This is a genomic window from Enterococcus sp. DIV0691 (assembly GCF_051711145.1).
Taxonomy (GTDB): Bacteria; Bacillota; Bacilli; order Lactobacillales; family Enterococcaceae; genus Enterococcus_B; species Enterococcus_B hirae.
On the sequence record NZ_JBIOLY010000001.1, the window covers coordinates 2,404,064 to 2,430,666 of the forward strand.

Annotated in this window: 27 protein-coding genes; 8 read left to right on the forward strand and 19 right to left on the reverse strand. The window is 38.0% G+C overall.

The features are described 5' to 3' along the window. Positions 1 to 120 precede the first annotated feature (120 nt). Together IGJ11_RS11040 and IGJ11_RS11045 are read right to left on the reverse strand one after the other, a co-directional pair. On the reverse strand, positions 121 to 1,095 hold the full coding sequence (locus IGJ11_RS11040; RefSeq protein ID WP_010720818.1) for a ribose-phosphate diphosphokinase: 975 nt from the start codon (positions 1,093 to 1,095) through the stop codon (positions 121 to 123). 81 nt (positions 1,096 to 1,176) lie between these two features. Beyond that, a complete protein-coding gene (locus IGJ11_RS11045; RefSeq protein ID WP_207431591.1) occupies positions 1,177 to 2,025 on the reverse strand; it encodes a dihydrolipoamide dehydrogenase in 849 nt (282 codons plus the stop codon). Positions 2,026 to 2,204: 179 nt separating this feature from the next. Between IGJ11_RS11045 and IGJ11_RS11050 the strand changes: the two genes are divergently transcribed. The 4 genes from IGJ11_RS11050 to IGJ11_RS11065 all read left to right on the forward strand — a co-directional run bounded on the left by IGJ11_RS11050 (position 2,205) and on the right by IGJ11_RS11065 (position 7,278). Next, positions 2,205 to 4,112: a M13 family metallopeptidase gene (locus tag IGJ11_RS11050; RefSeq protein ID WP_207431590.1), complete on the forward strand. Its 1,908-nt coding sequence runs from the start codon at positions 2,205 to 2,207 to the stop codon at positions 4,110 to 4,112. A gap of 962 nt (positions 4,113 to 5,074) precedes the next feature. Beyond that, positions 5,075 to 6,040 carry a biotin synthase BioB gene (gene bioB, locus IGJ11_RS11055; RefSeq protein WP_034699881.1) on the forward strand — a complete coding sequence of 322 codons (966 nt, stop codon included), beginning with the start codon at positions 5,075 to 5,077 and terminating at the stop codon, positions 6,038 to 6,040. After that, positions 6,030 to 6,707, forward strand: a complete 678-nt coding sequence (bioD, locus tag IGJ11_RS11060; RefSeq protein WP_207431589.1) for a dethiobiotin synthase — start codon at positions 6,030 to 6,032, stop codon at positions 6,705 to 6,707. Before bioB ends, bioD begins: the two co-directional genes overlap by 11 nt. Continuing rightward, complete coding sequence (locus IGJ11_RS11065; protein ID WP_010737130.1) at positions 6,694 to 7,278, forward strand: biotin transporter BioY; 585 nt, start codon at positions 6,694 to 6,696, stop codon at positions 7,276 to 7,278. Before bioD ends, IGJ11_RS11065 begins: the two co-directional genes overlap by 14 nt. Positions 7,279 to 7,538: 260 nt before the next feature. On the opposite strand, the gene IGJ11_RS11070 is transcribed toward IGJ11_RS11065, so the two are convergent. From IGJ11_RS11070 to IGJ11_RS11085, 4 genes are read right to left on the reverse strand one after another with little or no spacing between them, the layout of a single operon-like run. Further along, positions 7,539 to 8,087: a cysteine hydrolase family protein gene (locus tag IGJ11_RS11070; protein ID WP_161652028.1), complete on the reverse strand. Its 549-nt coding sequence runs from the start codon at positions 8,085 to 8,087 to the stop codon at positions 7,539 to 7,541. Between the two features lie 11 nt (positions 8,088 to 8,098). Then, on the reverse strand, positions 8,099 to 8,791 hold the full coding sequence (locus IGJ11_RS11075) for a 5'-methylthioadenosine/adenosylhomocysteine nucleosidase (protein WP_010737128.1): 693 nt from the start codon (positions 8,789 to 8,791) through the stop codon (positions 8,099 to 8,101). Between the two features lie 16 nt (positions 8,792 to 8,807). Continuing rightward, positions 8,808 to 9,092 (reverse strand): cell wall synthase accessory phosphoprotein MacP, encoded by a 285-nt coding sequence (macP, locus tag IGJ11_RS11080; RefSeq protein WP_010720826.1) that lies wholly within the window; start codon positions 9,090 to 9,092, stop codon positions 8,808 to 8,810. 12 nt (positions 9,093 to 9,104) lie between these two features. Beyond that, positions 9,105 to 9,668, reverse strand: a complete 564-nt coding sequence (locus IGJ11_RS11085; RefSeq protein WP_010720827.1) for an NUDIX hydrolase — start codon at positions 9,666 to 9,668, stop codon at positions 9,105 to 9,107. A gap of 225 nt (positions 9,669 to 9,893) precedes the next feature. Here IGJ11_RS11085 and IGJ11_RS11090 point away from each other — a divergent pair, with 225 nt between their 5' ends. Continuing rightward, positions 9,894 to 10,559, forward strand: a complete 666-nt coding sequence (locus tag IGJ11_RS11090) for a 5-bromo-4-chloroindolyl phosphate hydrolysis family protein (protein WP_010737126.1) — start codon at positions 9,894 to 9,896, stop codon at positions 10,557 to 10,559. A 169-nt stretch (positions 10,560 to 10,728) separates the two neighbouring features. After that, positions 10,729 to 11,916 carry a toxic anion resistance protein gene (locus tag IGJ11_RS11095; protein ID WP_010720829.1) on the forward strand — a complete coding sequence of 396 codons (1,188 nt, stop codon included), beginning with the start codon at positions 10,729 to 10,731 and terminating at the stop codon, positions 11,914 to 11,916. Positions 11,917 to 12,138: 222 nt separating this feature from the next. Here IGJ11_RS11095 and IGJ11_RS11100 read toward each other — a convergent pair whose 3' ends face one another. The 8 genes from IGJ11_RS11100 to IGJ11_RS11135 all read right to left on the reverse strand — a co-directional run bounded on the left by IGJ11_RS11100 (position 12,139) and on the right by IGJ11_RS11135 (position 20,147). After that, entirely contained in the window at positions 12,139 to 13,518 is a 1,380-nt protein-coding gene (locus tag IGJ11_RS11100; protein WP_010720830.1) for an APC family permease, read from the reverse strand. A gap of 36 nt (positions 13,519 to 13,554) precedes the next feature. Continuing rightward, positions 13,555 to 14,421, reverse strand: a complete 867-nt coding sequence (locus tag IGJ11_RS11105; RefSeq protein WP_207431588.1) for a GRP family sugar transporter — start codon at positions 14,419 to 14,421, stop codon at positions 13,555 to 13,557. A gap of 88 nt (positions 14,422 to 14,509) precedes the next feature. Then, positions 14,510 to 15,535 (reverse strand): two-component system sensor histidine kinase SapS, encoded by a 1,026-nt coding sequence (sapS, locus tag IGJ11_RS11110; protein ID WP_010720832.1) that lies wholly within the window; start codon positions 15,533 to 15,535, stop codon positions 14,510 to 14,512. A gap of 17 nt (positions 15,536 to 15,552) precedes the next feature. Then, entirely contained in the window at positions 15,553 to 16,227 is a 675-nt protein-coding gene (gene sapR / locus IGJ11_RS11115) for a two-component system response regulator SapR (protein ID WP_010720833.1), read from the reverse strand. 176 nt (positions 16,228 to 16,403) lie between these two features. Continuing rightward, positions 16,404 to 17,018: a DUF624 domain-containing protein gene (locus tag IGJ11_RS11120; RefSeq protein ID WP_053766293.1), complete on the reverse strand. Its 615-nt coding sequence runs from the start codon at positions 17,016 to 17,018 to the stop codon at positions 16,404 to 16,406. After that, on the reverse strand, positions 17,019 to 17,873 hold the full coding sequence (locus IGJ11_RS11125) for a carbohydrate ABC transporter permease (RefSeq protein WP_081128456.1): 855 nt from the start codon (positions 17,871 to 17,873) through the stop codon (positions 17,019 to 17,021). Then, a complete protein-coding gene (locus IGJ11_RS11130; protein WP_063627525.1) occupies positions 17,870 to 18,781 on the reverse strand; it encodes a carbohydrate ABC transporter permease in 912 nt (303 codons plus the stop codon). The genes IGJ11_RS11125 and IGJ11_RS11130 overlap by 4 nt, the downstream gene beginning before the upstream one ends. Positions 18,782 to 18,821: 40 nt before the next feature. Then, positions 18,822 to 20,147, reverse strand: a complete 1,326-nt coding sequence (locus IGJ11_RS11135) for an ABC transporter substrate-binding protein (RefSeq protein ID WP_063627526.1) — start codon at positions 20,145 to 20,147, stop codon at positions 18,822 to 18,824. 227 nt (positions 20,148 to 20,374) lie between these two features. On the opposite strand from IGJ11_RS11135, the gene IGJ11_RS11140 reads away from it, so the two are divergent. Then, complete coding sequence (locus IGJ11_RS11140) at positions 20,375 to 21,205, forward strand: manganese catalase family protein (protein WP_207431586.1); 831 nt, start codon at positions 20,375 to 20,377, stop codon at positions 21,203 to 21,205. A gap of 281 nt (positions 21,206 to 21,486) precedes the next feature. On the opposite strand, the gene IGJ11_RS11145 is transcribed toward IGJ11_RS11140, so the two are convergent. The 5 genes from IGJ11_RS11145 to IGJ11_RS11165 form a co-directional block, all read right to left on the reverse strand. Further along, the gene (locus IGJ11_RS11145) at positions 21,487 to 21,888 is read right to left on the reverse strand and encodes an organic hydroperoxide resistance protein (RefSeq protein ID WP_010720840.1); all 402 of its coding nucleotides are present in this window, start codon (positions 21,886 to 21,888) and stop codon (positions 21,487 to 21,489) included. A 153-nt stretch (positions 21,889 to 22,041) separates the two neighbouring features. Continuing rightward, positions 22,042 to 22,248, reverse strand: a complete 207-nt coding sequence (locus tag IGJ11_RS11150; protein WP_010720841.1) for a hypothetical protein — start codon at positions 22,246 to 22,248, stop codon at positions 22,042 to 22,044. Positions 22,249 to 22,250: 2 nt separating this feature from the next. After that, a complete protein-coding gene (locus IGJ11_RS11155) occupies positions 22,251 to 23,786 on the reverse strand; it encodes a phosphomannomutase/phosphoglucomutase (protein WP_207431585.1) in 1,536 nt (511 codons plus the stop codon). Between the two features lie 18 nt (positions 23,787 to 23,804). Then, positions 23,805 to 24,260 carry an arginine repressor gene (locus IGJ11_RS11160; RefSeq protein ID WP_251849725.1) on the reverse strand — a complete coding sequence of 152 codons (456 nt, stop codon included), beginning with the start codon at positions 24,258 to 24,260 and terminating at the stop codon, positions 23,805 to 23,807. A 72-nt stretch (positions 24,261 to 24,332) separates the two neighbouring features. After that, positions 24,333 to 24,971, reverse strand: a complete 639-nt coding sequence (locus IGJ11_RS11165; RefSeq protein WP_207431584.1) for a GyrI-like domain-containing protein — start codon at positions 24,969 to 24,971, stop codon at positions 24,333 to 24,335. Between the two features lie 213 nt (positions 24,972 to 25,184). Between IGJ11_RS11165 and IGJ11_RS11170 the strand changes: the two genes are divergently transcribed. Further along, complete coding sequence (locus tag IGJ11_RS11170) at positions 25,185 to 26,558, forward strand: MFS transporter (protein WP_010737117.1); 1,374 nt, start codon at positions 25,185 to 25,187, stop codon at positions 26,556 to 26,558. Positions 26,559 to 26,603 lie beyond the last annotated feature (45 nt).

Below are 26,603 nucleotides of genomic sequence, written 5' to 3' on the forward strand. Positions count from 1 at the left end.
TACCAAAGAAACAATCACTAAACCAGGATAGTTTCCCAACTTTTAGAAAAAAATTCGTTCCACAATTCGTGCTACCACGATTGTCGAACGAATTTTATTTCATCACTTAACAAAAAATGATTAATCAAATACTTTTTCTTCTAGACGGAACAATGGACTCATTGGTGTATTTTCATGAATTCGTTTAACCGCTTCTCCCATCAGCTCTGAACAAGTAACAATCGTTAAATTGTTAGGATGACGTTCTTCTTGAGTAAATACAGAATCAGTGATGCAGATATCTTTAATCGGTGCATCATCTAAAATTTGTTTTGCAGGAACAGACAACAAGCCGTGTGAAGCACAAGCATAAACCTCTTTTGCTCCGTTTTCTTTCAAAACATTAGCAGCTCGAGCAAGCGTTGCACCAGTATTCAAGATGTCATCGACCATGATACATGTTTTTCCTTGGACATCACCAATCACATATCCACTATTTTCATCTGCATCATCGGCGTGATCCACGATCGCCAATGTACTATTCAAATATTCAGAAAGACTTCTTGCACGTTGGACACCACTATTTTTTGGTGAAACCACAACAATATCGTCACCTGTTAAACCAAGTTCTCGGTAATAGTGAGCAAACAATGGCATTGTGAATAAGTTATCTACAGGGATATCAAAGAATCCTTGGACTTGAACTGTATGCAAATCCAATGTCAGCACACGAGTTGCGCCAGCTTCTTGGATCAAATTAGCAATCAATTTAGCTGTGATCGGTTCATGTGGTTTTGCTGTACGGTCTTGTCTGGCATAACCGTAATAAGGTAACACAACATTGATTGTTTTTGCACTGGCACGTTTCATCGCATCGATCATGATCAATAATTCCATATAATAATCATTAACTGGCTGATTGGTTGATTGCACGATATAAACATGATCCCCACGAATACTTTCTTCGATATTGATCGAGATCTCTCCATCACTAAATTGTTTTACGACACTTTTTCCTAGCTCCGTTCCAAACACCTTGGCAATTTTTTCCGCCAGTGGTCGATTCCCATTCAAGCTAAAGATTTTCAATGTGTCATCCTGATACTTTTTACTCATGTTGTCCTCCCTATTGTTCTCTCTTCTTCGATAGTTTAACATATTTTTTCCAGTTTTTCTGGTAATTTCTGCAAATAATTTTTAAGGCAGCGAAACAGTTCCATTACACCAACTAGCAGGAATCAATTGATGCGTGTTGCCCCAGTTGTCATGAACTTTGAAAAAGCGTTCTCCAGAAGAGGATTGATAATACGCATACGCAGTGACCCAATGATTGCCATAGGTACTCCCTAATACTTTCAAGACCCCTAAGATCACAGGTTTTCCTTGGCGAATCCGTTTAGTCGCTCGCTGCCAAGAACCAAGCATCGTACTTCTAGCAGACACTCGATTTCCTGTATGTTTTAAAAACTTCGTGATACCATGACTGACTTGACCGGGAACCGTCGGAAGTCCTAGCGGCTGGATCGCTTGGCGTAATGCTTCACTTAGTTGCGCATGGTCTTTCGTTCCTTTTTCACGTAACGTTGGAGAGAAAAACAATTCGTTTTGAAAATCTTGGTAATAAGCAATAAGGACAGTTGCAGCATAGGTCCCACAAAGATAGCCAGACGGTGTCCGCCAATTTTTATAGTTTAAAAACCGTTGTTCAGGCAATCCCACCCAACAATCCAAAAGTTCTTGTCCGTTTTCCTTTGGCGCAATCAAAGATTTTTCACGATTATCTGCAAGCCAACGAGAAATATTGGTGACTTCTGCTTCAGTCATCGGTACGAGTTGATAAGCTTTTCTTGCATCTGGGTAGGAGTGGCTCGCAGGACCGTATTCTATTGGTTGTTTGTTTTGATCTAGGATGACATAACTACCATCTTCAAAAATTAAAGCGTAACCCTTTTCTTCATCCTTCATCGCCAACTGTTCCACAGCGCTTAACCGTTTCTTGATACCATCTAAATTCCATTCGATTGATTGTTCAAATACAGTTTTCAAGAACGAATCACCTCCGTCTTTTTTATTATAAGTGAAATAAGGAGAAAAACAAATCAGATAGACTAGTTCTGCTGTGCCTACGGCAAGCCCCCAACAAGTGCTTCTTTCCTCTTTCTATTTGTTTATTCGCTGTTTTTATATGATAATAGGAACATTAGATAAAAAGGAGCGATAACCGAATGAACAAAGAACTTATAAAGCAAGACTTTTTTGAAGCTGTGAATGAAGAATGGCTAAAAACAGCCAAGATCCCCGCTGATAAACCAGCCACTGGCGGTTTCCAGGACTTAGTTGACGGTATCGATGATCTTTTGATGACAGATATTGATCATATGCTGGCTGAACCTGATAAAGTCCAATCAGATATGATGCGTCACTTTCTTCATTTTTATCAATTAGCTAATGATTATGATCGAAGAAACCAGTTAGCTGCTAAACCGTTGCTTCCTTTAATTGAACGAATTGAAAAAATCGAATCTTTTGAAGACTTGAACCAACAATTTCCTACTTGGACATTGGATAGTTTACCTTTACCGTTTAGCTTAGATGTCGATGCGGATATGAAAAATGCACAAACAAACGCATTATTTGCTTATCCCCCTTCATTATTTTTACCTGACAAAACTTACTATACTGCAGAACATCCAAATGGTGCGCAACTATTAGGCGTTTTCTTTGATATGATGGTCCAACTCGTTGAATTAACCGGAAAAGAAAAAAGCCAAGCAGAGGCAATCGTTGAACAAGCCATCCAATTTGATCGATTGGTTGCGCCTCATGTTAAAAGTGCGGAAGAAAAAGCGGATTACAGCAAAATGTACAATCCCCGGTCATTTGACACCTTCATCCACTATACCGATAAACTGGATCTGGAAAAGTTGACAGTGGGATTGATTGGTACCACACCGGATAAAGTAATCGTGACGGATCCTGTTTATTTTGAACAGTTAGGCGAACTACTAACCACAGAACATTTTCAATTGATCAAAAGTTGGATGATCGTCCGAACGATTCGTTCGTTGAGTAGCTATCTATCAGAAGACTTTAGACAAATCAGCGGAATCTTCTCACGGACACTCTCAGGTACAGATGAAGCCATGCCGCAGAAAAAAGCTGCCTATTACTTAGCTTCAGGTCAATTTGACCAAGTCGTTGGCGATTATTATGGCAAAAAATACTTTGGTGAAGCGGCCAAAAAAGATGTTGAGCATATGATCGAAAAAATGATCTCTGTCTATAAAAATCGTTTAGAAAAAAACAACTGGTTAAGCGATACTACTCGAAAAAAAGCGATCATCAAATTAGATAAACTAGGAGTTCAGGTCGGCTATCCAGACCAAATCCCTGCGTTATATACGAAGTACCAAACAGTGACACAAGAAGAAGGCGGAACCTTGCTTTCCAACGCTTTAGCCTTCAGCAAAATCGAATTGAAAGAACGTTTTGGTCGCTGGAATCAACCTGTTGATCGGACGGAATGGGAAATGAGTGCTGATACAGTCAACGCCTATTACCATCCGTTCAGAAATATCATTGTTTTTCCAGCTGCTATTTTACAAGCACCATTTTATAGTTTAGAACAATCAAGTTCAGCAAACTACGGTGGGATCGGCGCTGTCATCGCCCATGAAATCTCTCATGCCTTCGATAATAATGGTGCCTTATTCGATGAATATGGTAATTTAAATAACTGGTGGACGGAAGAAGATCTAGCGCACTTCCAAGAAAAAGCCCAAGCAATGATCGAAGAATTTGATGGCTTATCATTTGCTGATGGTACTGTTAATGGTAAGCTTACTGTTTCAGAAAATATCGCAGATGCGGGCGGTCTAAGTTGTGCTTTAGAAGCAGCAAAAACCGAAGCAGATCACTCACTAGCAGACTTTTTCGTCAGCTGGGCGACGATTTGGCGGACAAAAGCAAAAAAAGAATACCAACAATTGTTGTTACAAATCGACGTTCATGCCCCTGCTAAATTACGTGCCAATATCCAACCCCAAAACTTGATGGAATTTTATGACACATTTGCGATCACTGAAAAAGACGCGATGTATCTTCCACCTGAAAAACGAGTGCATATCTGGTAATACAGTTAAAAAACGCTCCAATGGTAATAAGAAAATTTTTTGAAACAACCTCTCATATAAAAAAATTGACTTATTTCAAGGAGCGGGTGTTTGAACACTATTTTTCTCTTTACGAGGGACTGAGACAAAAGTTGTCTCAGTCTTTTCTAGTATCTCTAAAAACGGATAAACGGTGTTCAAGAAGCAACTCCTCAACAATAAGCGATGATTTTCTAAAATATGAGGAGCTATTTTAAAAAATCCTCTCTTATTCGCTCGGAGCTAAACGCTTCTTTCACAGCCTCTTGCTAAACGGTGTTCAAACATCAGCTCCTTGAAATAAGCCTGAATTTTTCAAAACATGAGGAGCTGTTTCAAAAAATTCTTTCTTATTGTCATCAGAGCTACCCGATGTTTTCACGACCTCTGATTCACGGTGTTCAAAGAGCTGACCTTCGGCGATAAGTCAAAAAATCTCAAAACATGGGAAGCTGTTTCGAGATTTCCATCCTTAATGCTCCTGCGATTACTCATCGCAGTTTTTACTTGGTGAGCGCTCAGGTCAAAACACTCTTTTCACGACCTCTTGTTCACGGTGAGACAAAAGCAGCATCTTCGGAAAATTTGCCGAAATTTACCAAAAATTTGAGAAGCACCAAGTAGGTAACAATCAACATCAAAAACGAGTTTTTGTGTTTCTTGTCAATTTTCGGAAATTCCTTCTTATTTCTTGATGCTGAACACTTTTGTCTCAACCTCTCTTAATATTATCATTTACTTTTCTACCAAGCTCATTTTGACTACCCACAAACCAACTCCACTTAATAAAGAAAAATAAATCCTTCCATCTTCCTTCACTGTTCTCTACTGTTATCTACCCTTTCCGACCATAAATAGTCATAAAACTGCATCATTTCATTTACCTCTTTATTTTCGTTAACCTTTGTAATAAAATTAGTTAACGAAAGTAAAGAGGTGTTTTTATGGAAAATCTATTCGAACCTTGTGTTCCGCTAACAAAAACAACATGTCTGGAGATACTAAAAGACAAAACTAATTTATGGGGGTATTATGCACAAGCCCTTCAGCTCAAAACAAACAAGTCACAAAATATCATCCGTCTTAATACATTGCTGAATGCTAAGAGCGGCTTGTGTAGAGAAGATTGTGGTTATTGTGCGCAATCAAAAAAAAGTTCTGCAACGATTGAAACATATGGATTATTACCCAAAAAAGAAATCATTCGTAAAGCGTTGATTGCTAAAAAGAATCATTCCAGTGTGTTTTGTATTGCGTTAAGCGGAACACGCCCATCAAAAAAAGAAATCCACCTTTTAGGTGAGGCAATTCAAACGATCAAAAGCATAATGTCGATTGAGATTTGTTTATCCATTGGCTTAGTTACAGAGGAACAAATTGATTATTTAAAATCGTGTGGAGTAGATCGGTTGAATCATAATCTTAATACTAGTCGAGATAATTACCCAAACATCACAACAACCCATTCCTATGATGATCGGTTAGAAACATTAAACAAACTTCGTCAGCACAAAATGAATATTTGCTCTGGTTTTATTTGTGGCATGGGAGAAACAGATGAACAATTAGTCGATCTGGCTTTTGACTTAAAAGATCAAGAGCCTTATTCCGTTCCAGTCAATTTTTTACTTCCAATTGCTGGAACAATGTTTGAGGAACACAATGAATTAACCCCTATGAAATGTTTAAAAATCTTAACCATGCTGAGGTTACTATTCCCTACTACAGAACTTAGGGTAAGTGCCGGAAGAGAGTTTCATTTAGGAGAACTCCAACCATTTGCTTTATTGATCGTGGATTCTATTTTTTTAGGCAACTATTTGACAGAGAAAGGAGCACCTATTTCTGAAGATCAAAAAATGCTTGATCGTTTAGGTTTAGTTGTGGCTGGTGTCTGTGATGAAGAATAATTATATTATTTGCGGGATTCATACCGATTGTGGAAAATCAGTGATCAGTGTCTTACTCTATGAATATTTACGTGATCTGACAAATCAGGAACCGTTACTCGTGAAACCGATCCAAACAGGACCGTTTCCTGATACAGATTTTTATCAAGCCTGCCATATTGAGAAACAAAATATTGTTCATTTCTATTCAATGTCATTAGAAGCATCTCCACATATCGCTAGCAGAAAAGAACATCAATGGATCGATCTACTTGTCTTGAAGGAAAAAGCAAATGTTGTCTTGAAAAAAAATCGACCCACGATTTTTGAATTAGCAGGTGGTCTGCTTTCTCCCATTAATGACTCGCAAACCATGTTAGACATGATCAAACTTTTGCAATTACCGGTTATTCTCGTTTCGGATAATTATTTAGGTGCAATCAATCATACGTTGCTAACGACTAGTTTATTACAAAGCGAAAACATTCCAATAGCAGGTCTGATTTTTAATTCAAGTAAAGCAAATGAAAAGAATGACCTAGAAGATTTAAGCCAATGGATCACAGATAAGACAGGAATCACACAAATTGGCAAATTACCCTATTTAGAGGATTTAACTCATTGGTTAAAATCGAGAACAAAAAAAAGAGAACTTAGTAAGGAGTGGCATTTAAATGTATACAAATAGGCGAGATATCACCATGATGGCGATGATGATGGCATTATTGATCATCACAGCAAAACTAGTGATTCCGTTACCACTATTCGATTATTTATCTTTACAAATTATAACGATTTATCTGATTTATCCTTTATTAGGAACAAAATACGGGCTCATTGTCACATTCAGTTATTTGATCCTAGGGCTCATTGGATTACCGATTTTCGCTAGTGGCGGAGGTATTTTTTATATTTTTAAACCTAGTTTTGGCTTTCTACTATCTTTTGCAACTTTCCCACTGATTCAAGCTACACTGTCAAAATTGTTCTGGCGCAGAAAATGGCTCCCATTAAAAAAAATCCTGATCATTAACTATTCAGGATTACTTTATCTCTATTTAATCGGTCTGTTGTATAAATGCTTGATTTTATTCTTTTACCTTAAAGAAACGAATGTTCTTTACAGTGTGCTAGCAGTTTCCACATTGATTGATTTAAGTTGCGATATCTTACTTGTGTTCGTAGCTAGTTTGCTTACCTATAAGTTATTGCCACTCATTCATAAGCACAAACTAGCAAACCAACTCTTTATCTCCTAATAAAAGCCGCTATTTCAGCGATTGGAAAAGAATCGAACCATCGGCTTAAAATGGATACTGATTGATTGACTTAAAAAATCTTACAAAATTATAAAAGAAAATAAACCGAAGAAGAGGTTGAGACAACTTTGTCCCAGTCCCCCTTCGGTTTATTTTTCCGTATTGACTTACTCTATCGTACGACAGAATGTACAACAGAACGATCTGGTTACTTCATGAACCAGTGAGGCCCACAAATCATTAACAAGCTTATTATATATTTACTTGATCAACGTTGCCCCGAGGACTGTTTCAAAATGACGTAGTGCCCAGTCATGACCGACTGGATCAAAGCTAGCTACAGCATCTTCAAAAATAAACAGTTGATAGCCTAAATTATATGCATCAACAGCTGTGTGCAACACACAAATGTCCGTACATACGCCAGTCAAATAGAGTTCAGTGATCCCCCGCTCACGGAGCCGAATATCTAGATCTGTTCCACTAAAAGCAGAGTAATGCCGCTTATCAATCCAATAGACATTGGCTTGTTCTTGAGCTCTTTCGTAAACAGCTTGTAGCGAACCATAAAGGGCACGACCATTGGTGCCAATCACGTTATGCGGAGGAAATAGTTTATTTTCAGGATGGAAGTTATCCGATGGGTCATGCGCATCAATCGCAAACACCACAAAGTCTCCCTCTTCAATAAACTTTTTCGTGTGAGTCGTCACTGCTTGTTCAATCACTTGCCCAGCTTTACCTGTCGTTAATTCCCCGTCATCTGCCACAAAATCATACGTGTAATCAATCGAGATCAATGCTTTCATTAATGTTCTCCTTATACAAGATGTTTGACAAATTCGATTACCATCTCAGCAGAACGTTTCCCTGCATCTTCAATAAACTCATCAAAGGTTTGTGTCGCTGCATGATCAGCAGTATCACTCATCGCACGAACGATCAAGAAAGGAATATTGAACTGACGAGCCGTTTGTCCAACAGCCGCTCCTTCCATTTCACAAGCCAACGCATCTGGAAAGTTTGTTAAAATCTCTTCTACTTTTTCGGAAGAATCAACAAACGTATCTCCAGTAACGATCAAGCCTTCTTTCACATTCAGATCTATCGCTTTGGCTGCTCTTGCCATCTCTGTGCGAAGATACGTACTTGCTTCATAATAAAGCGGCATCCCTGGTATTTGTCCTGGCTTATAGCCAAATCCGGTTGCATCTGCATCGAAATAAGCTACTTTATCAGAGATTACGATATCGCCTACTTGTAGCCCTTGTCCGATACCACCCGCTGAACCTGTATTGATGACCATATTTACACCATATTGTTGGATCAATAAACTAGTAGTGACTGATGCCAAAACTTTACCGATCCCTGAACGAACCACAATTACTTCATGTCTTCCTAAAGAGCCTGAAATGAACAATGCTCCTGCTCGTTCCCATGACAAGGGTTCACTTAGCTTTTCTCTTAAAATTTTGATTTCTTCTTCCATTGCACCGATAATACCGATTTTCATAGCTTTTTCCTTCTTTCTAAATAAATGCGACCGCAAAAAATACGACACACAATAATAGAATAACAATAATCAAGGATTTCATCAAAAATGAATTCCACTTCGTCGTTTTTTCACGTTCACCGATTCTTGTTTTTGTGATAGGTTTGTTCCGTTTTTGTTCCTTTCGATAAAAACTAGCAATTTTCTTTTCTTCTTGCTGATAAGCAGCCTCTTCTTTTCTTTGCCGTTTTAATGACTCTTGGGCTTGCGCCTGCTGTCGTTTACGTAATTCACTTCTCGTAATCAGCGGTCCTTTGGCCATCAGCCGATCCCTCTACTTTCCTTTAATCAATAGCTCCCAATATTGGATCGCATACATGGTTTTCGCATCACAGATCAGTTGATCATCTATTGCTTGTTTAGCTTCTGCGAAAGTCAGTGCATATAATTCAAGCACCTCATCTTCATCTTGAGCCAACGGATTCTCTACTTTCTGTAAATCAATCGCATGATAAATATGCATGATCTCATTTGCAAATCCTGGTGAAAGATACATAGATGAAACATGTTTGAGCTTTCCTGCCCGATACCCAGTCTCTTCTTCCAGTTCTCTTGCAGCGGTACGTTCCGGTGTTTGGCTTTCTTCTGGATCGATTTTCCCAGCAGGGATCTCCAAAATCACTTTTTCTAATGGTTTCCGAAACTGTTTCACTAATAATAAACGATCCTGATCATCAAATGCGATGATCCCTACACCACCCGGATGAAACACTAATTCACGTTTGGCAAGTTTCCCATCCGGCAGGCGGACGTCATCTACTGCAACATCGATGATTGCTCCGTGATAGATTTCTTTTCGTTCGATCGTTTTTTCTTCAAATTGCTCATATTCAAGCATCTTTCTCCCACTTTCTTTGTAATAATACCCGCTTTTCGTTTACTTTTCAATTTTTCTAGAGTTTTCTTTTAGTTTACCATAACTAAACCTTAGAAATTCTCTAAATCTACAAAATCCTCCTTTAGTCCCATACTCTTTCTTAGGTTGAGTGTGCTAAAATAAGGGTGGAAATGAGAACAACGCTTCATTACTTAAAATGGATGGAATATATATGGAGGGCTTATTATGCGAAAATTAAATTGGCGATGGATCTTAGGTCTATTGTTGGTGTTTCTTTTGATTCGTCAAGGTCACTTTTCTTTAGTAACAGTCATTTTGATTATCGGCGCAGCTTTAGTGATTTGGGGAATCTTTGGCTCTGGCAAGAAAAAATCAGCAAAAAATGAAATGCCCGATTTATCTGATGAACTTGAATCACATTATACAAAAAGCGGGATGACACCTAGTGAGATTACTTTCTTTAGACAGACAATGAATCAAACGAAAGTCGAAATTGAACAATTGCAACAAAACATGCAACAAACAGCCAAACTAAAAGCTGTCGATCTTCGTCACGATACAGTGAAGGCGGCCAAAGCACTCTTCAAAGCATTGGTGAAAGAGCCCAACCGATTACACGAAGCAAGTCAATTTCTTTATACTCACTTACCAAACTTAGTCGATTTGACCAATAAATATATTGAGATCAACGACCATGAAATCAAAAACAAACAGACTTATGAAAAATTAGAAGAAAGTTCACAAATCATTGATCAACTAGCACATCTGATCGCTCAAGACTATCAACAATTTGTCTCTGAAGATTTAGATGATCTAGATGTAGAAATATCAGTTGCGAAACAAAGCTTAAAACGAGAGAATCTATCTGATGATAACAATCAATCTCAATGATCGGTTAATAGAATCATAAAGGAGTGTTTTGTTTCTTAGACACTCCTTTTGCTTATCCTTTCTTTTGTTTATCCTTTATAATAGATGAATAAGATGAACAACTGTTTTTTTACAAAAATGATAACATTGAACCTATCGCATCACATTGAACCACGAGGAGGAGTTTTAAATGGATAATAAACCTAAAGAGGTAACACCTGTAAATGACACGTTAGATGATTTGTTAAATAATCCGTTCTCTACCCCAACAGATAAATTAACCCAAACACAACAGTCAGAAATCAATGCTTTGCAAGAACAACAAACCGCTGCACGCTTGATTGATAAACTACCTGCTGAACGACAAGAGCAAGCCAAAGAGCTAGCAGCCAAAATCGATGTTTCAGATGCACAGTCGGTGATCAGCTACGGTTCTGCTGCTCAAACGAAGTTAAGTGAATTTTCACAATCCATGTTAAATCATGTACAGGCACAAGATATTGGTCCTGTCGGAGATTCATTGACTGAATTGATGTATCGTCTGCAAGAAGCAAATCCTGATGAATTGCGAGCTGGCGAAGGCAATATTTTTCAACGGATGTTTGGCAAAGTAAAACAATCGATCTATGAAGTGACTGCAAAATATCAAAAGATCGGTGCCCAAATCGATAAAATCTCTGTTAAACTAGAAAAAGAAAAAGACGGGCTTTTAAAAGATAATTTGATGCTCGAACAACTCTATCAAAAAAACAAAGATTATTTTGATGCACTGAATATTTATATCGCAGCTGGCGAATTGAAGATGGAAGAACTTCAAACAACGATCATTCCTAAAGCAATGAAAAAAGCCGAAGAAACAGGCGATCAAATGGATGTTCAAATTGCAAATGATTATACTCAATTTCTAGATCGTTTAGACAAACGAACCCATGATTTACGTTTGGCAAGACAGATCACTATCCAGCAAGCACCACAGATCCGTTTAATCCAAAATACTAACCAAGCGTTAGCAGAAAAAATCCAAGCATCAATCGCAACAGCGATCCCTCTATGGAAAAACCAAGTAGTTATCGCCTTGACGTTACTTCGCCAAAAAGATGCGGTAACTGCCCAACGTCAAGTTTCTGAGACAACCAATGATCTATTGAAGAAAAATTCAGAAATGTTGAAAATCTCTGCTATTGAAACAGCAAAAGAAAATGAACGTGGGATCGTTGATATTGAAACCTTACAAACAACTCAAAATGATTTGATCGAAACGATCCAAGAAACATTACGCATCCAAAAAGAAGGAAAAGAAAAACGTCGTCATGCAGAAGTCGAACTTGGTCATATGGAAGACGACTTGAAACAAAAATTACTCGATTTAACACAATAAGACTATTTTGCATGGAACAATCAAAAAAGGCTCTATACTTTTTGATGTTGGTGAAATTCGCCAACATCTTTTTTATGCTTTAAAAGGATAGAAAAGACACCCCGAAATCCTTCAAAATGAATTTGGCTAACCAATTCATCGAAGGACTCAAGATGTCTTACACTCGTCTTATCAAATTACGCTATAGGTTCTAAACCTAGGTCGTTTGAAAAGAACGAATCATCAATTTTGTTGATTCATTTTACTATGTTGGTACCCATAACCAAAGTAAATCACTAATCCAATCGCCATCACGATACCGAAGACGATCCATGTGACTGGTTGTAAACGAAGCATCAATACCAAGCATGTACCGATAGATATGATCGGTAATATCGGTACAAATGGCACTTTAAATTCACCGGCTTTGGGTTTACCAAACATTTTTCTTAGTTTAAGTAATCCTAAGCTGACTAACATCAAATAGGTCAACGCCATGATGTTTGTTAGTTCAGCGAGAATATTCAATGGGAAGAAACCAGCGAAAAATAAAGCCGCTACCCCAGCTACAAAAGTCGCCTTTCTAGGCGTCCGATGCTTTTCATCGATCTCTGTCATAAATTTAGGTAAAAGACCGTCTTTACTTACAGCAAACAATAACCGAGCTAGCGAATACATCATAGAAATCGTTACGGTCAAGAGCGTCAAAATGGCACCGACTGCAATCACAGCTCCGATTGTTCCATGACCAACGTAACGCATCGCAAAGGCAACTGGGTCACTGACCCCTAATTCAGTAAACGGAACAATCCCCGTTAAAATCAAGGTAACTACGATGTATAAAGCTGTGGCAATCAAGATCGAACCAATGATCCCTCGAGGAACGTCTTTTTGTGGCTCTTTCACTTCTTCGGCTGCCATTGCAACTGAATCAAATCCCAAGAAAGCGAAGAAGACTAGAGCTGCTCCATCTAAAACGCCTGAAAAACCAAATGGTGTAAATGGTTGCCAGTTTTCAGGTTTTACAAAGAAAATCCCTACAACGATAAATAATGCAATAATACCGAATTTCACAAAAACCATGATATTATTCAATCTTAATGCTTTTTTGGCTTCTAAAGAAACGATGTATGTCACAAATATGACAACGAACACTGCGATCAAATCGACATAGGTGCCATTGTCAGGATTATAACCACTGGTCAAGGCTTGTGGTAAATGGACTCCAAATCCTTCCAAGAACCCTTGAACATAACCAGACCAGCCGGAAGCAACCGACGAAACTGCTAATAGAAATTCGCCAATCAACAACCAACCTGTTAACCAGGCGGCAAATTCACCAAAAACAACATAAAGATACGCATACGGGCCACCAATGACTGGCACACGTGAGGCAAACTCAGCAAAGCTTAACCCCGATAAAATGACAACGATTGCAGCTAAAACGAATGAAAGTGACAGTGCTGGACCCGCATTTTGATTGGCCGCAACCCCTGTCACTACAAATATTCCTGTGCCGATAATTGCGCCAATTCCAAGCATAATTAAATCGGACGTTTTCAGATCTTTCTTCATCCCACTTGTGTGGTTGAGATTGATTTCTTTCTTACGAAACAAATCCATGGCAGTACCTCCCTATTTTAGGTTGGAAAACGGCCATTAAGCCGTTTTCATATACCCTAAAATGATACCACCTAAAATGACTAAAAGGCAACCGACAATAACGTAAACAAGTTCTTTTTTCGTTTTCTTTTCTCCCAAAATGAAAATACCACCTAAAGTTGAGATGATAATCCCCATCTGTGATAATGAAAATCCAACAGCTAAACCAAGTGATTTAACAGTTAAGAGCATGCACACGTTCCCAATTCCCCATAGCAAACCACAAATCATGTTCTTCCAAACAAATTTATCCACTTTCACTTTACGAAAGGCAAAGAAACTTGCACCTAAAATCATTCCGATACTTTGAGGTAAGATGATTGACATCGCATCCAAGTTAGCCCAGTTCACAATGATCGTATAAACACCATAACCAATCGTTGAATAGATCAATGCTCTAAACCCTTTACCAAAATCAAGCATTTTATTGTCAGTATCAACTTTTCCTTCATCATCTTGGCGAGCTGTTAAATAGGCACCGCTAACAAGAAGTGCTAAAGCTAGGATACCGTATACATAATCTTTCGTTTGTGTCCATTCATGAAAGAAAACGGCTCCCGCAATCGTATTCAAAATTAATTGAAAACCAGTCGATAAAGGCAAACCAACAGAAACGCCCATAAATTTCATTCCATGGAACTGTCCGTTTTGACCAACACTCCAAGCTAACCCAGAGAGGAATCCAATCAAGAAAATCCATGGTGTGATTGTTGGGCTAACGATGAAAAAGACAACTAATGAAAAGATAAATGCACCAATCGTCATCCCTAATGTCTGTTGATTGGCATCGCCACCAATTTTCCCGCTTACTAAACCAATACTTCCCCATGCTACCATAGGGATTAATGCTATTAAAATTTCCATAACTAATCTCCTTTTATTTCACATGATATGAAACTTATCAGCGAAAACGTTCACAACACAAGAAGTTTTTTTCGATTCTAACTATTTTCTAACGTTTCTCATTATAGAAATTTAAGATTGGGAAAAACAGGGTCATCGTTGTTCCCTCTCCTACAATTGATTCAGCAAGTAGTTGGATCCCAAGTTTTTCAGCTAAGGATTTAGCCAAATAAAGCCCTAAACCAGTAGAATGTGTTTTACTCAATCGTCCATTAGAACCTGTGAATCCTTTGTCAAAAATCCGCGACAAGTCTTCTTTAGGAATACCGATGCCCGAGTCTTTGATGGCTAAAGAGATCCCTTGTTGGTTCTTTTCGATCGAAATGATGATTTCTCGATGGTCAGGTGTATATTTAATCGCATTGCTCAAAATTTGTTTGAATATAAAAGCTACCCACTTGGCATCTGTTAAAACTCTTTGATCTTCTCCAATAATCTCATACCGAAGATTTTTTTGAATAAAGTAATTCGCCTGACTGCGGATCACTGGCTGAATGATGCTTTTTAATTCATACTCTTGGATTAAATAATCTCTCGAAAAACTATCCAACCGTGCATAATAAAGAACTTGTTCTACATATTCATCGATTTTAGCTAATTCGTTTTCTAGTAGGGTATATTTTTGATCATCAATATCGAATTCAATCGAACGCACCAAGAGTTCAGAGGCTGCTAAAGGCACCTTGATTTCATGGACCCACGAATCAATGTAATCTTTTTGATCCTGTTGGTTACTAATCGCCTCTTGCATGACTTCTTGGTGCTCACGGATCAATTGATTGATATAATCTTCGACTAATTTTTCTTCTTCTGTATGACCGCCACTCAAATAACTTTGTAGCGGAGATATTTGTTTGAGATCGGCAAGTTTTTCCCACCAATGACGTTTGCTTAAATAACGGACAAGTAAATAAAAAAACAAAAATACGGCTTGAATAAGCGCCAGATAGCCAACCATCGTCCAGTCGACTAAAATATTAGGTGCTAACCACATGACAAAAATCGTTAGCAAGACAAAAAAGAGCCAGCCTAAGAGCAACGACCATTGATCCTTTAAGTATTTAAAGAAATTCATTATTTATTTTCATCCTTTCAGGGAACAATATAGCCCTGCCCGACTTTTGTTTCGATATATCCTTTGATCCCTGCTTGTTCGATTTTCCGACGTAAACGATTGATATTGACTGTCAATGTATTGTCATCAACAAACCGCTCATCATCCCATAATGCTCTCAATAACTTTTCTCTGCTAAGGATTTTCCCATGTTGCTTCATCAAGATAAATAGTAATCGATATTCGTTCTTACTTAAATCGATGATTTCACCGTTGATTTCCATACTCCCATTATCAACATTCAACGTGATCCCATTATGACTCATGACTTCACTCGACAGTTCCCCATAATTGTAAGAACGTCGCAATAAAGCATTGATTTTGGCAATCAGCACATCAATTTGAAAAGGCTTGGTGACAAAATCATCTGCGCCCATATTCATCGCCATGATCATATCCATATTGGTATTTCGACTGGAGATGAAAATAATCGGCACTTTGGAGACTTCTCGAATTTTTTGACACCAGTAGTAGCCATCAAAGACCGGAAGATTGATATCTAATAAAACAAGTTGAGGTTCTTCTTTTTCAAAGTCTGCAAATACTTGATTAAAATCAGAGGTACCGAACGTTTCAAACTGCCACTTTTCCAGTTCTTCCATGATGAGTTGGCGGATGATTTCTTCATCTTCTACAACCATAATTTTTGCCATCTTGTTGTCCTCCTACTTCTTTCTTGCTATAACCATAACAAAGAAGGCCGAACGTGACAAGTAACCATATTTTCAACTATTTCTCTCTCCATACGCCTTACATCTGAAACGATGGGTTTATTCCTCAATATTTAGTCAGGTAGTTGATTCTTTCATCGCAAATTTTTTGACTATTCTTAAACTTTTGAAGGGCTCTTTATTTCTTTCCGTCCAAAAAACAAAAATGTTTGTAAATAAAGCAAGGAACTTCCTCCGACTAAAACCACATAAATAGGTCCCAGGAAGAATAAAAAAAGCAGTAGTAGCAGGGTTCCCCCTAAATGTAAGAGAGCGTTTTTCCATTGATAAAAAAATAAAATAAAAGCAGTAAAAAGAGGGACTTCGTTTGCTCTCTCTAGTTGGAGCAACATACGGTAGCTAACCATCACGATACTTAAAAAAAGGATACTTAACGAAGCATACATCAATATCAATCCCCATGCTCCGCCCCAGTAAAGAAAAATACGACTATCAATCAGTAAAAGCAATAAATAGAAACTGACTATGAGGTCTTGCTTACGGTAGGTCAAAAAATTATGACGAAGTTCTTGCCAAAACAACGTATGGATCTTTTTCTCTTCGTTTTTGTGGTAGTGATAAATGGTAGACATAACCGTACGACTAGCACTGCCAATTGTCAACAGCGGTAAGCTAGTTAATAGCCATAAGAATTGCAAAATAAGCAATGACGGAATCCATTCAATGACTGTCAAAAAATGCTGATTGATTTTTTCACTATGAATTTTATTCATTTAGCCTTTTGACCCTCCTGTCAAATCCATTCCTTCAATAAAGTAACGTTGCGCAAAGAAGAACATCAAAATCGTTGGGATCAAAACAAGTGTGGCTCCTGCCATCAAATAATTCCATTGAGTCGTCGCCTGATTTTGGAAAACTTGCAACCCAATCTGTAAAGTATACTTCTCTTGATCTTGGATGTATAATAACGGCCCTAAAAAATCGTTCCAAGCCGCATTGAATGAATTGATCGCAATCGTGATTAACGCTGGTTTAGTCAGCGGCAGCATCAGACGGCTCCAAATATAGAAATGATTTGCTCCATCGATTTCTGCCGCTTCAATTAATTCATCATTGATGGATAAATAAAATTGACGCATCAAAAATATATTAAATGCATTGCCGAAAAATGATGGAACGATCAATGGTAAATAAGTTCCTACCCAGCCTATTTTTGAGAATAGAACATATTGGGGGATCATGGTCACAAAACCTGGAATCATCATCGTAGAAAGGACTAAAGCAAACATTAGCTTTTTTCCTGGAAAATCTAATTTCGCAAACCCATAAGCAATGAAGGAATTCGAGAGAACATTGCCAAATACCACTAAGACTGTGATCAATAAAGTATTCCTTGCATAACGCCAGAAGGGGAAAGCAGTAATTGTATCCAGATAGTTTTGCCAAACAATTTTTTCTGGAAAAAAAGTTGGAGGATAACGTACGATCTCTTCCATTGGTTTTAAAGAAGTAAATACCATCCACAATAATGGTGTGATCAATACGATCCCGATAGCCATCATGAGGAGATAACTAACGATTTTTTTGGTTTGGCGGTTAACACTTGTTCTTTTGAAATATTCCATCATTTGCCATCACCTCCAGAGTAATAGACCCATCTAGGTGCCAGTTTCAAATTAATAAAAGTCAATACTAACACGATCAAAAATAGGATCATTGACATCGCCATTGCGTACCCCATGTCGAATGCGACAAAAGCTTTATTCCACATGTGAAGATTATAAAATAGTAAAGAGTTAGCTGGTCCACCTGTTCCATTTTTAGTCATCACATAAGCTTCTTGAAAAATTTGAAAAGAACCAATCGTTGAAGTAATCACATCGTAAAAGATAATCGGTGTGATCAATGGCAACGTGATATTTTTAAATTTCCCCCATACGCCAGCACCATCAATCGCTGCTGATTCGTATAAAGAGCGTGGAACGTTTTGCAAAGTCGCTAAATAAAGCAACATTGCTCCGCCAGAACTCCAGATTTTCATTAAAATCAAAGCTGGCTTTGTCCAGTTAGGATCAAACAACCAGGCTGGTCCAGAAATATTGAACCAACCTAGAAACGTATTGATCAACCCGGCAGAAGGTGAAAGCAGTTGCATCCATAAAATATAAACAGCAACACCAGATAGGACTGCAGGTAAATAAAACATCGTTCGGAAAATACTGATACCTCTGATCTTTTGATTTAAAATCGTTGCTAGAAATACGCTAAATATTGTGGTTAAAGGAACATTGAATAGGACGAAATACACTGTATTGTATAATGATTTCCAAAAAAGATCATCGTGTAGAAACATCCGTCTAAAATTAGCTAATCCAATGAAATTCATTTTAGAAGTCAAATTATAATCAGTGAAACTTCCGATAACAGAAAAAAGCATGGGCCCTAACATAAAGACGACAAAGCCAATAATAAAAGGCGAGATAAATAAATAGGCCCATCTTGCCTCTTTTTTCTTTCGGATTGATAAACGCTTCATTTTCTTGCCTCCTTTTTTCTTTCAATTAGTCAACAGTTGATTAGTTATTTTGTTTTACTAGATTCTCCACCGCTTTTTGAGCATCAGCTAAACCTTCTTTTGGTGTTTTTGTTCCTAAGAGAATTTGATCGATTTGTTCGTTCACTAGTGTCGTATAATCTGGTGCTGCTAATGGGACAGGTGTAATGACCGTATTTTTGAAATTCTCATCAGCCATTTGATAGATCATTCGTCCCTTGTCACTTAGCTGTTCATTCTTCACTAAGTTCTCATTGGCTGTTTTACTTGCCATGATATCAAAACTCTTTTCGCCAAATTTTTCTTGAACTTCTGGTGAAGAAAGATACTTGATAAAGTCATAAGAAGCTTCTGGATCTTTTGCCCCATAAGGTACTTCGAGTACAAAGCCGCCGCCCCATGACCAATGACCAGAACCTTTTTCTTTTTCTGGAAGCGGAATGACACCAAAATCAAAATCTTCTGGAGCATTTTCCATCAAGCTCGAATAATAATTGATATTTTGGGCACGCATTGCGACTAAACCTGAGATGAATGGATCAGAAACACCTGAGCCAAATTCTGCCTCTAATTTATTGATCGTATCTTTCCCATAATAGTCTTGCCAATCTTGGATCCACTCTAATGCTTCAACTTTATTCTTCGTATCGATTTTGATTTTGCCGTCTTGATCAAACCAGCTTGTCCCATTATCTGCATTTAATGCCCAGACATCTGCCCCTAAATTCCATAAAGGATAAAATCCAATTCGTGTGAATTCTTTTTTATCTTTTTTATCCAATTGATGGGCGGTTTTTTCTAATTCATCCCATGTAGTTGGTAAATCTTTTTCAGCGATTCCTGCTTCTTTAAATAATTTTTTATTATAAAAAATAACTTGAGTATCTGTGTTGAACGGAATCGCATATGGATCACCTTTGTACTCCACTGTATCCCACAATTGTGGATAAAAATCTTTTGAGGTCTCTTCATCTACATATTTAGATAAGTTTGTGGCCTGTTGCGCTTCAGCTCTTTGAGCAACTGAATTGATATCTTGAACAATCACGTCTGGTGCATTCCCCGCTGTAATCGCTGACAATGATTTGGTCCAAATATCCCCCCACGGTTGGTATTTATAATTTACTTGGATCTTATCTTGTGATTGATTGTAATCGTCAATGATCTCTTCGATCACTTCTTTACGTGCTCCTGATCCCCAAAATGACCAGAAATCAATAGTTTTCTTCCCGTCACTTGTTTTTTCAGATGAACTAGCTGCGTTTGACTTTGCACTACTTGAACCACAACCTCCCAACAAAAATAATGCTGTACTTGCCAGCACCCCAGTAACTAACAACTTTTTCATTTTATCCCTCCATTTTTTAATAAAAAGGTTATCTTTCGCCATTTGCAACCGATAACATTTTAATATAACGATATCATTTTAATCAGAAAATAACAATTTATTAGGCGTGTCTACTCATATATCAGATTAAATCTGTCACCGTACTTTTTCTAAGCATTTCCTTTGTGTTTTCTCATTTTAAAGTGCAGAATGTAAATGTATTAATAAAAGATTAGGAGGAATTTTTGATGTTCAGACACCAAAAGGAACTACAGTTTGAAGCAAAACCAGATCGTCCGAATCCGTTAATCGCAAAATATTTACAAGAACTTATCGGTGGACAATACGGAGAGATGAGTGTGGCAATGCAATACTTGTTTCAAGGTTGGAGCTGCCGAGGAGAAGAAAAATATAAAGACATGTTAATGGATATCGCAACAGAAGAACTTGGACATGTCGAAATGTTAGCAACGATGGTCGCACGATTATTAGAAGATGCGCCAGTTGAAGACCAAGAAGAAGCAATGAAAAAAGATCCTACGATCGGCGCAATCATCTCTGGTATGAATCCTCAGCATGCAATTGTCGCTGGCTTAGGACCACGCCCTGCTGATAGTGTTGGCAACCCTTGGAGTGGCGGTTATATCGTTGCAAGTGGAAACTTGTTAGCTGATTTCCGTGCCAATCTAAATGCTGAATCTCAGGGACGGTTACAAGTCGCTCGTATCTATGAAATGATCGATGACCGTGGTGTCAAAGATTTACTGGCAGTCTTACTTGCAAGAGATAGTTATCATCAAAACTTATGGGCAAGTGCCGTGAAAGAATTGGAAGAAAACGAAGGATCCATTCTTGTACCAAGTACGTTCAATCGTGAAAACGAACGAAAAGATATCGCCTATGACTTTTATAATTTCTCAGATGGTGATGAAAGCAGCAAAGGTTCTTGGGCAAGTGGTGAAGCCTTAGATGGTGAAGGCGAATACCAATGGTTAGCAGAACCAAAAGTTGAAGGTGATAAGCCAAAATTACAACGGGTTACACCAAAAATGTATGGAACACCGCCAAGTAAAAAATAAAACATGCAAAAGTGGTTGTGTCCAACATCCTTTGGGTCCTTACCACTCAACAGAATAAAAATAAGAATGATCGACCAGCAAGCCATTACTTTCCTACTAAAAACAGTAGAAATGCTTGCTGGTCGATCATTTTTTAGCTTCTATTGGCATTTATAAGCCAAGAATAGTTTGAGACTCGTCACCATCATTTTTAGGACCGATAGAAAACTCTACCGGTCCTGTTTTTTATAAAAAAATACTTATCTAAAGGTACTTACTTCTTCCTCAGATAGAAAAATCGTTTAAACTGTCACTACCTCAACATCAATATTTCCTCTTGTCGCTTTTGAATAAGGGCAGTAATCATGGGCATCTTCCGCTAATTGCTTGGCTTGTTCCTCGCTCACATCGTCAACATGTACTTCTAATACCACACCGATTTTATAACCACCCTCATCAAGTGTGTAAAGTGAAACCCGTGCTTTAACTGTGGAGTCTACGGACAAATTAGCTTCTTTGATCATATGTTGCAGTGCACCATTGAAACATGAGGCATAGCCCGCAGCAAATAGTTGTTCCGGATTTGTTCCTTCAGCATGGATGCCTGGAGGAGTGATCTTCATTTGCATCGAACCATTTGGTGCTGCTACTTCGCCTTCTCGTCCACCATGATTGATCATCGCTGTTTCGTATAATTTTTTCATTGTACTGCTCCTTTCGATATGACACTTCGTCTATTACCAGTGTAAGCATATCTAGCAATTTGTTCAAAAATTCTGCTCCTAGATTCATACTGCAACGATTGAGGACTTCTTGATTAACATGAGCATTTTAGTTTATTTTCTCATGAAAGTTACTTATTCAAAAACAAGGATGCCATCTTCAATGATTTTTCCAAAAAAGAGAAAAATACCACTCGTAAATAATAAAGTCATGTTTGTTCCCAAATAAATAGCTAATTTCTCTACACAATTTTTGATATGATTGATTCTAAGATAAAGAAAAACTAAAAAATTTACACCATAAACTAATACAGTCAAAAAAATTACTATGTTCGCAACCATTTTTACTTTTCATTTCCCTTCGCTTCCTTAGTATCCACTATCAGTGGTTCAACATTTGAGTATTTCTTTAAATGTTCCGCAAGTAGCTGTAAAACGTGTTGATTTTTTCCAACTTCATCATTTTCGATCTGAAGCACCAGTAATGGTTCATGCAAACTTGCTCGTAATAAAAACCAGCCATTCCCATATGGTTCTTTTAGATCGTAACGAATTCCTTCTTCATTTTCCGGATGAAATACCAGTCCCTCTTCGTTCAATTCGTTCGCTAGCCCTTGAATAATTGTTGCCCCTTGTTTTTTCGGATCCTCTCCACTAAGCCTTAACCTAATTTCTTGTACTTCTTGTGGCTGTTTTAAGTCGTGGATAATCTCTTCCAACGTTTGTTCTGTTTGTTTCAGTTCTGGCAAAAGCATCAAAATTTTTGCAATGACATAGGCACCATCATCTAAAAAATAATTTTCCTTGAATGCTGCATGTCCACTTGTTTCAATCGCTAACGGAACATCGATCCCTTCTTTATTGCATGCAATTGCACGATTGATGACATTACGATAACCTGAAATGTAACGATCTTGTCTGCCACCTTTTTCTTCAATAAACGTTTCTAGGTGATTAGACGTTGGTGAATTAGTTACGATCGTCGCTCCAGGGTATTCTTTTAACACGATCGTACTTAATAAGGCGATCAAATTGTTACGATTGATCACTTGACCACTTGCACTGACTACTGCCGAACGGTCAACATCCGTATCAAAGATCACTCCTAAATCGGCTTGACTTTCTAAAACAGCTTGCTTGATACTTGCCATGGCTTCAGCATTATCTGGATTCGGGATATGGTTCGGAAAATGACCATCGGGGTCTAAAAACTGCGAACCTGCCGTATCTGCTCCTAATCGTTGTAGTACTTTTTCAGCAAAAAAACCACCGGAGCCATTTCCTGCATCTACGATGATCCGCCAGCCAGCTAACGGTTTTGTGTCAGACATTCCTTTCTTTCTAATACCATTTTTGATTTTTTGAACTAAGTCTTCTGCATAAGGTGTTAACAGATCAGCTTTTTGGACTGTCCCCTTATGATTGGTTTTATTTGGTGTTGTTTCTGATAAAATAAATGCGATATCTTCTTTTTCTGCGCCGCCATTAGCTGTAAAAAACTTCATGCCGTTAAAGTAAAACGGCAAATGACTAGCTGTTAGCATCACACTTGCATCACACTGGAATTGAGAAAACTGAGTAGCCATAAACATCGCCGGTGTCGTAGCTAACTCAAAATCAAGAACATTTATGCCTTGTTCGATTAATCCGTCAATCAGCGCTTTTTCTAACGTTGGACCACTGATTCGACTATCCCGCCCCACTCCTACCGTTAATTTACCTTCTTGATATTTGCGTGGATGATCCCTTTTTAACCAATTAACCAAGCCACAACTTATTTTTTGGATTTCAGCTGGTGTCAAATTAGCTGAATGTGTTTCCGTCGTCATGGCAATCCCTCGAATATCAGATCCGTTTTGTAGCGCTTTCAACAAAGACATAAATCATTCTCCCTTCTTTTATTCCCTCATTCTTTCTAATTTTTCTGCAAAATCTTGTGCTTCTTCTTCCGAACGGCAAATCACAATGAATGTATCCACTCCAGCAATCGTTGCAACAACTTCTGGATAAGCGACTTCATCTAGCCAATTGGTTACGACATCTGCCCCATCTTTTTCTGTTAGCACCACAATCATAAATTGAACAACTTGTATTTTCAAAACTTCTCTTTTAACAGCTGCTTGTAGTCGTTCTTCATGTAACGTTTCAGCAGGCTGACTGAATAGATTGTAACGAACTTGCTTATTTTCATCCGTAGACTTCACTAACTTCAGCTCACGGATATCACGCGAAATAGTTGCTTGAGTGGCTGTAACCCCTGCGTCTTGAAGACAAAGCAATAGTTCTTCTTGTGTGCTGATTGGTTTTTCTGTAATGATTTGACGAATAAATGCTTGTCGTTGGATTTTTTTCATAGCGGACACCTCTTGTCTTTGATTATAGCAAAAAAATAATCGTTTTTCTGCCTTTTTTGGTATTTTTTACTTTTATTTTTTTAGTTGATTTTTTGGCGCAATCTTGACACGCAAAATCGTTCTCAGTTTTTCTGGGTTGGCTCTGCGCGGATCCCCTAAATAAATTTCTTTATGTTCTTTAGCTATCCGTTGATACCCTTGCTCTTCGATAAACGTTGTTAATTTTTCAAAGGTTTGTGGCTCATCCTCATATGGTCCCACATGAAGCATCTGAGCGACTAATCCTTCATCCATGCTACTAAATACTATTTGGTCGAACAAATCATTGGGAATTTTGTCCGCTACACGTAGTAGAGCCTCATGTGCAACTTCTTTCGTCACAAATTCAGGTTGTTTGATCATGATCTGATAAGCAAAATGACTCTTCTTCATTACTTTTTCTTGCAAATAAGCTTCTTGTAATCCCCAATGTCCTTCTAATGGATAAACAGTGTAAGGAAGATAGTTAGGAATCTGCCAATTTTTCTTTGGGGCCATTCGGATCGCATAACTAACAGCATATAAAGCTGCCACTCGTCGCTGAAAATCGTCTTCATTTGGATCCCCTACTCCTTTTATGCTAAAAAAATTCTGTGGGGATAACGTTAAGATCTGTGGCTTTTTTTTACTACTATAACCTGGTTCCGTTTTTTTCCAATCAATCGTAGCCATTTTTTCCTCCTGCGATGATTTATTCTCTACTATCATAACTCTTTTCAAAAGACTTGGCTAACCTGGTTGACACTTTTTTTACCTCTATGCTAGAATAAGCGATGGAAATAAATCGTACAGATAACACGTATATTACGTGTCGAGAGAGAGGCGGTTTCTATTTTTATAATAGAAATCACTCTCTTTTTTTACGAAATTTTTTGAGGTGAGGATATGACAAAACAAAAACAATTACTCTTAGTACCTGCAGTCATCGCAACCGGCATGATGTCTTTTGCGGGAGTGTTGATCGAAACAGCAATGAACGTCACATTTCCAACGTTGATCAACCAGTTTCAATTAACGACTGCACAAGTTCAATGGGTGACAACGATTTACCTGCTGATGATCTCGATCATCGTGCCATTATCAACTTATTTAACACGAAATTTCAGCCTTAGAAGTCTCTTTTTACTTTCAAACCTGCTTTTTTTAGCAGGAATCATTGTTGACTTCTTTTCTCCGACTTTCTTCATTTTATTACTTGGTCGGCTTTTACAAGGGGCAGCTACCGGGATTGCTTTACCACTAATGTTCCATATTATTTTGACCTTTGCGCCTATGAACCGCCGCGGAGCGATGATGGGGGTGGGAACACTGACCACAGCAATTGCTCCGGCTATCGGGCCAACATATGGGGGAATCTTAACTTCAAATTTCACTTGGAATCATATCTTTCTTTTCTTGATTCCTATTTTGATTCTTTCTCTTGGCATCGGCTTGGTTGCTATTCCTTCAATGCCCGTTCAAAAAAGTGGACGTTTGGATGTGTTGAGTGTATTTAGTTTGTGTTTATTATTTAGCGGTAGCTTAACGTTTTTGAGTATGCTAGGACAACCGCTTAGTTGGTTTGCGTTACTAATAGCGATTATTGGTGGGATCCTTTTTTATCAACGAACAAAAAAAGCCGATTATCCATTGATCCAACTAACCATTTTTTCTAATAAAACATTTCGTTTATTCTTATTTAGCTTTTTAATCTACCAGTTCTTATTGCTAGGCGTTTCTTTTGTCTTACCAAATTTTGTTCAGATTGTTCAAGGAAACAGCCCTTTCATCGCTGGAATCGCCATGTTGCCAGGAGCTACGATTGGCGCTGTATTATCGCCTTTTTCTGGAAAACTGCTTGATCAACACGGTCCCAAAAAACCGATTTTTGCCGGATTACTCCTTGCTCTTGTTGGTTGGTCCGCACTAGTCTTTCTTCTAGGACATGTTTCATTGCTATTGTTGATTACTTGCCACGTGATCTATATGATAGGGATTGGTTTGTCTTATAGCAATATGATGACCACTGGGATGAATGCTTTAACGGATGACTATCAAAGTGATGGCAATGCTGTTTTTAACACCTTACAACAATTTTCTGGTGCCGTTGCTACTTCATTAGTGGCAATCATTATCAACCTTATTCAAGCGCATGCTGATTTGAGCTATAAAGTCGCCACGACATTCGGTTCACAAGTTGCTTTAGGTGTATTACTTCTTCTATTAGTTATCAGCTTTATCTTATTTATTCGTTATAGTTTAACTACAAAACATTCATGATTGATTGAAACGGCAGTCGTTTGCAACTGCCGTTTTTTTGTGCAA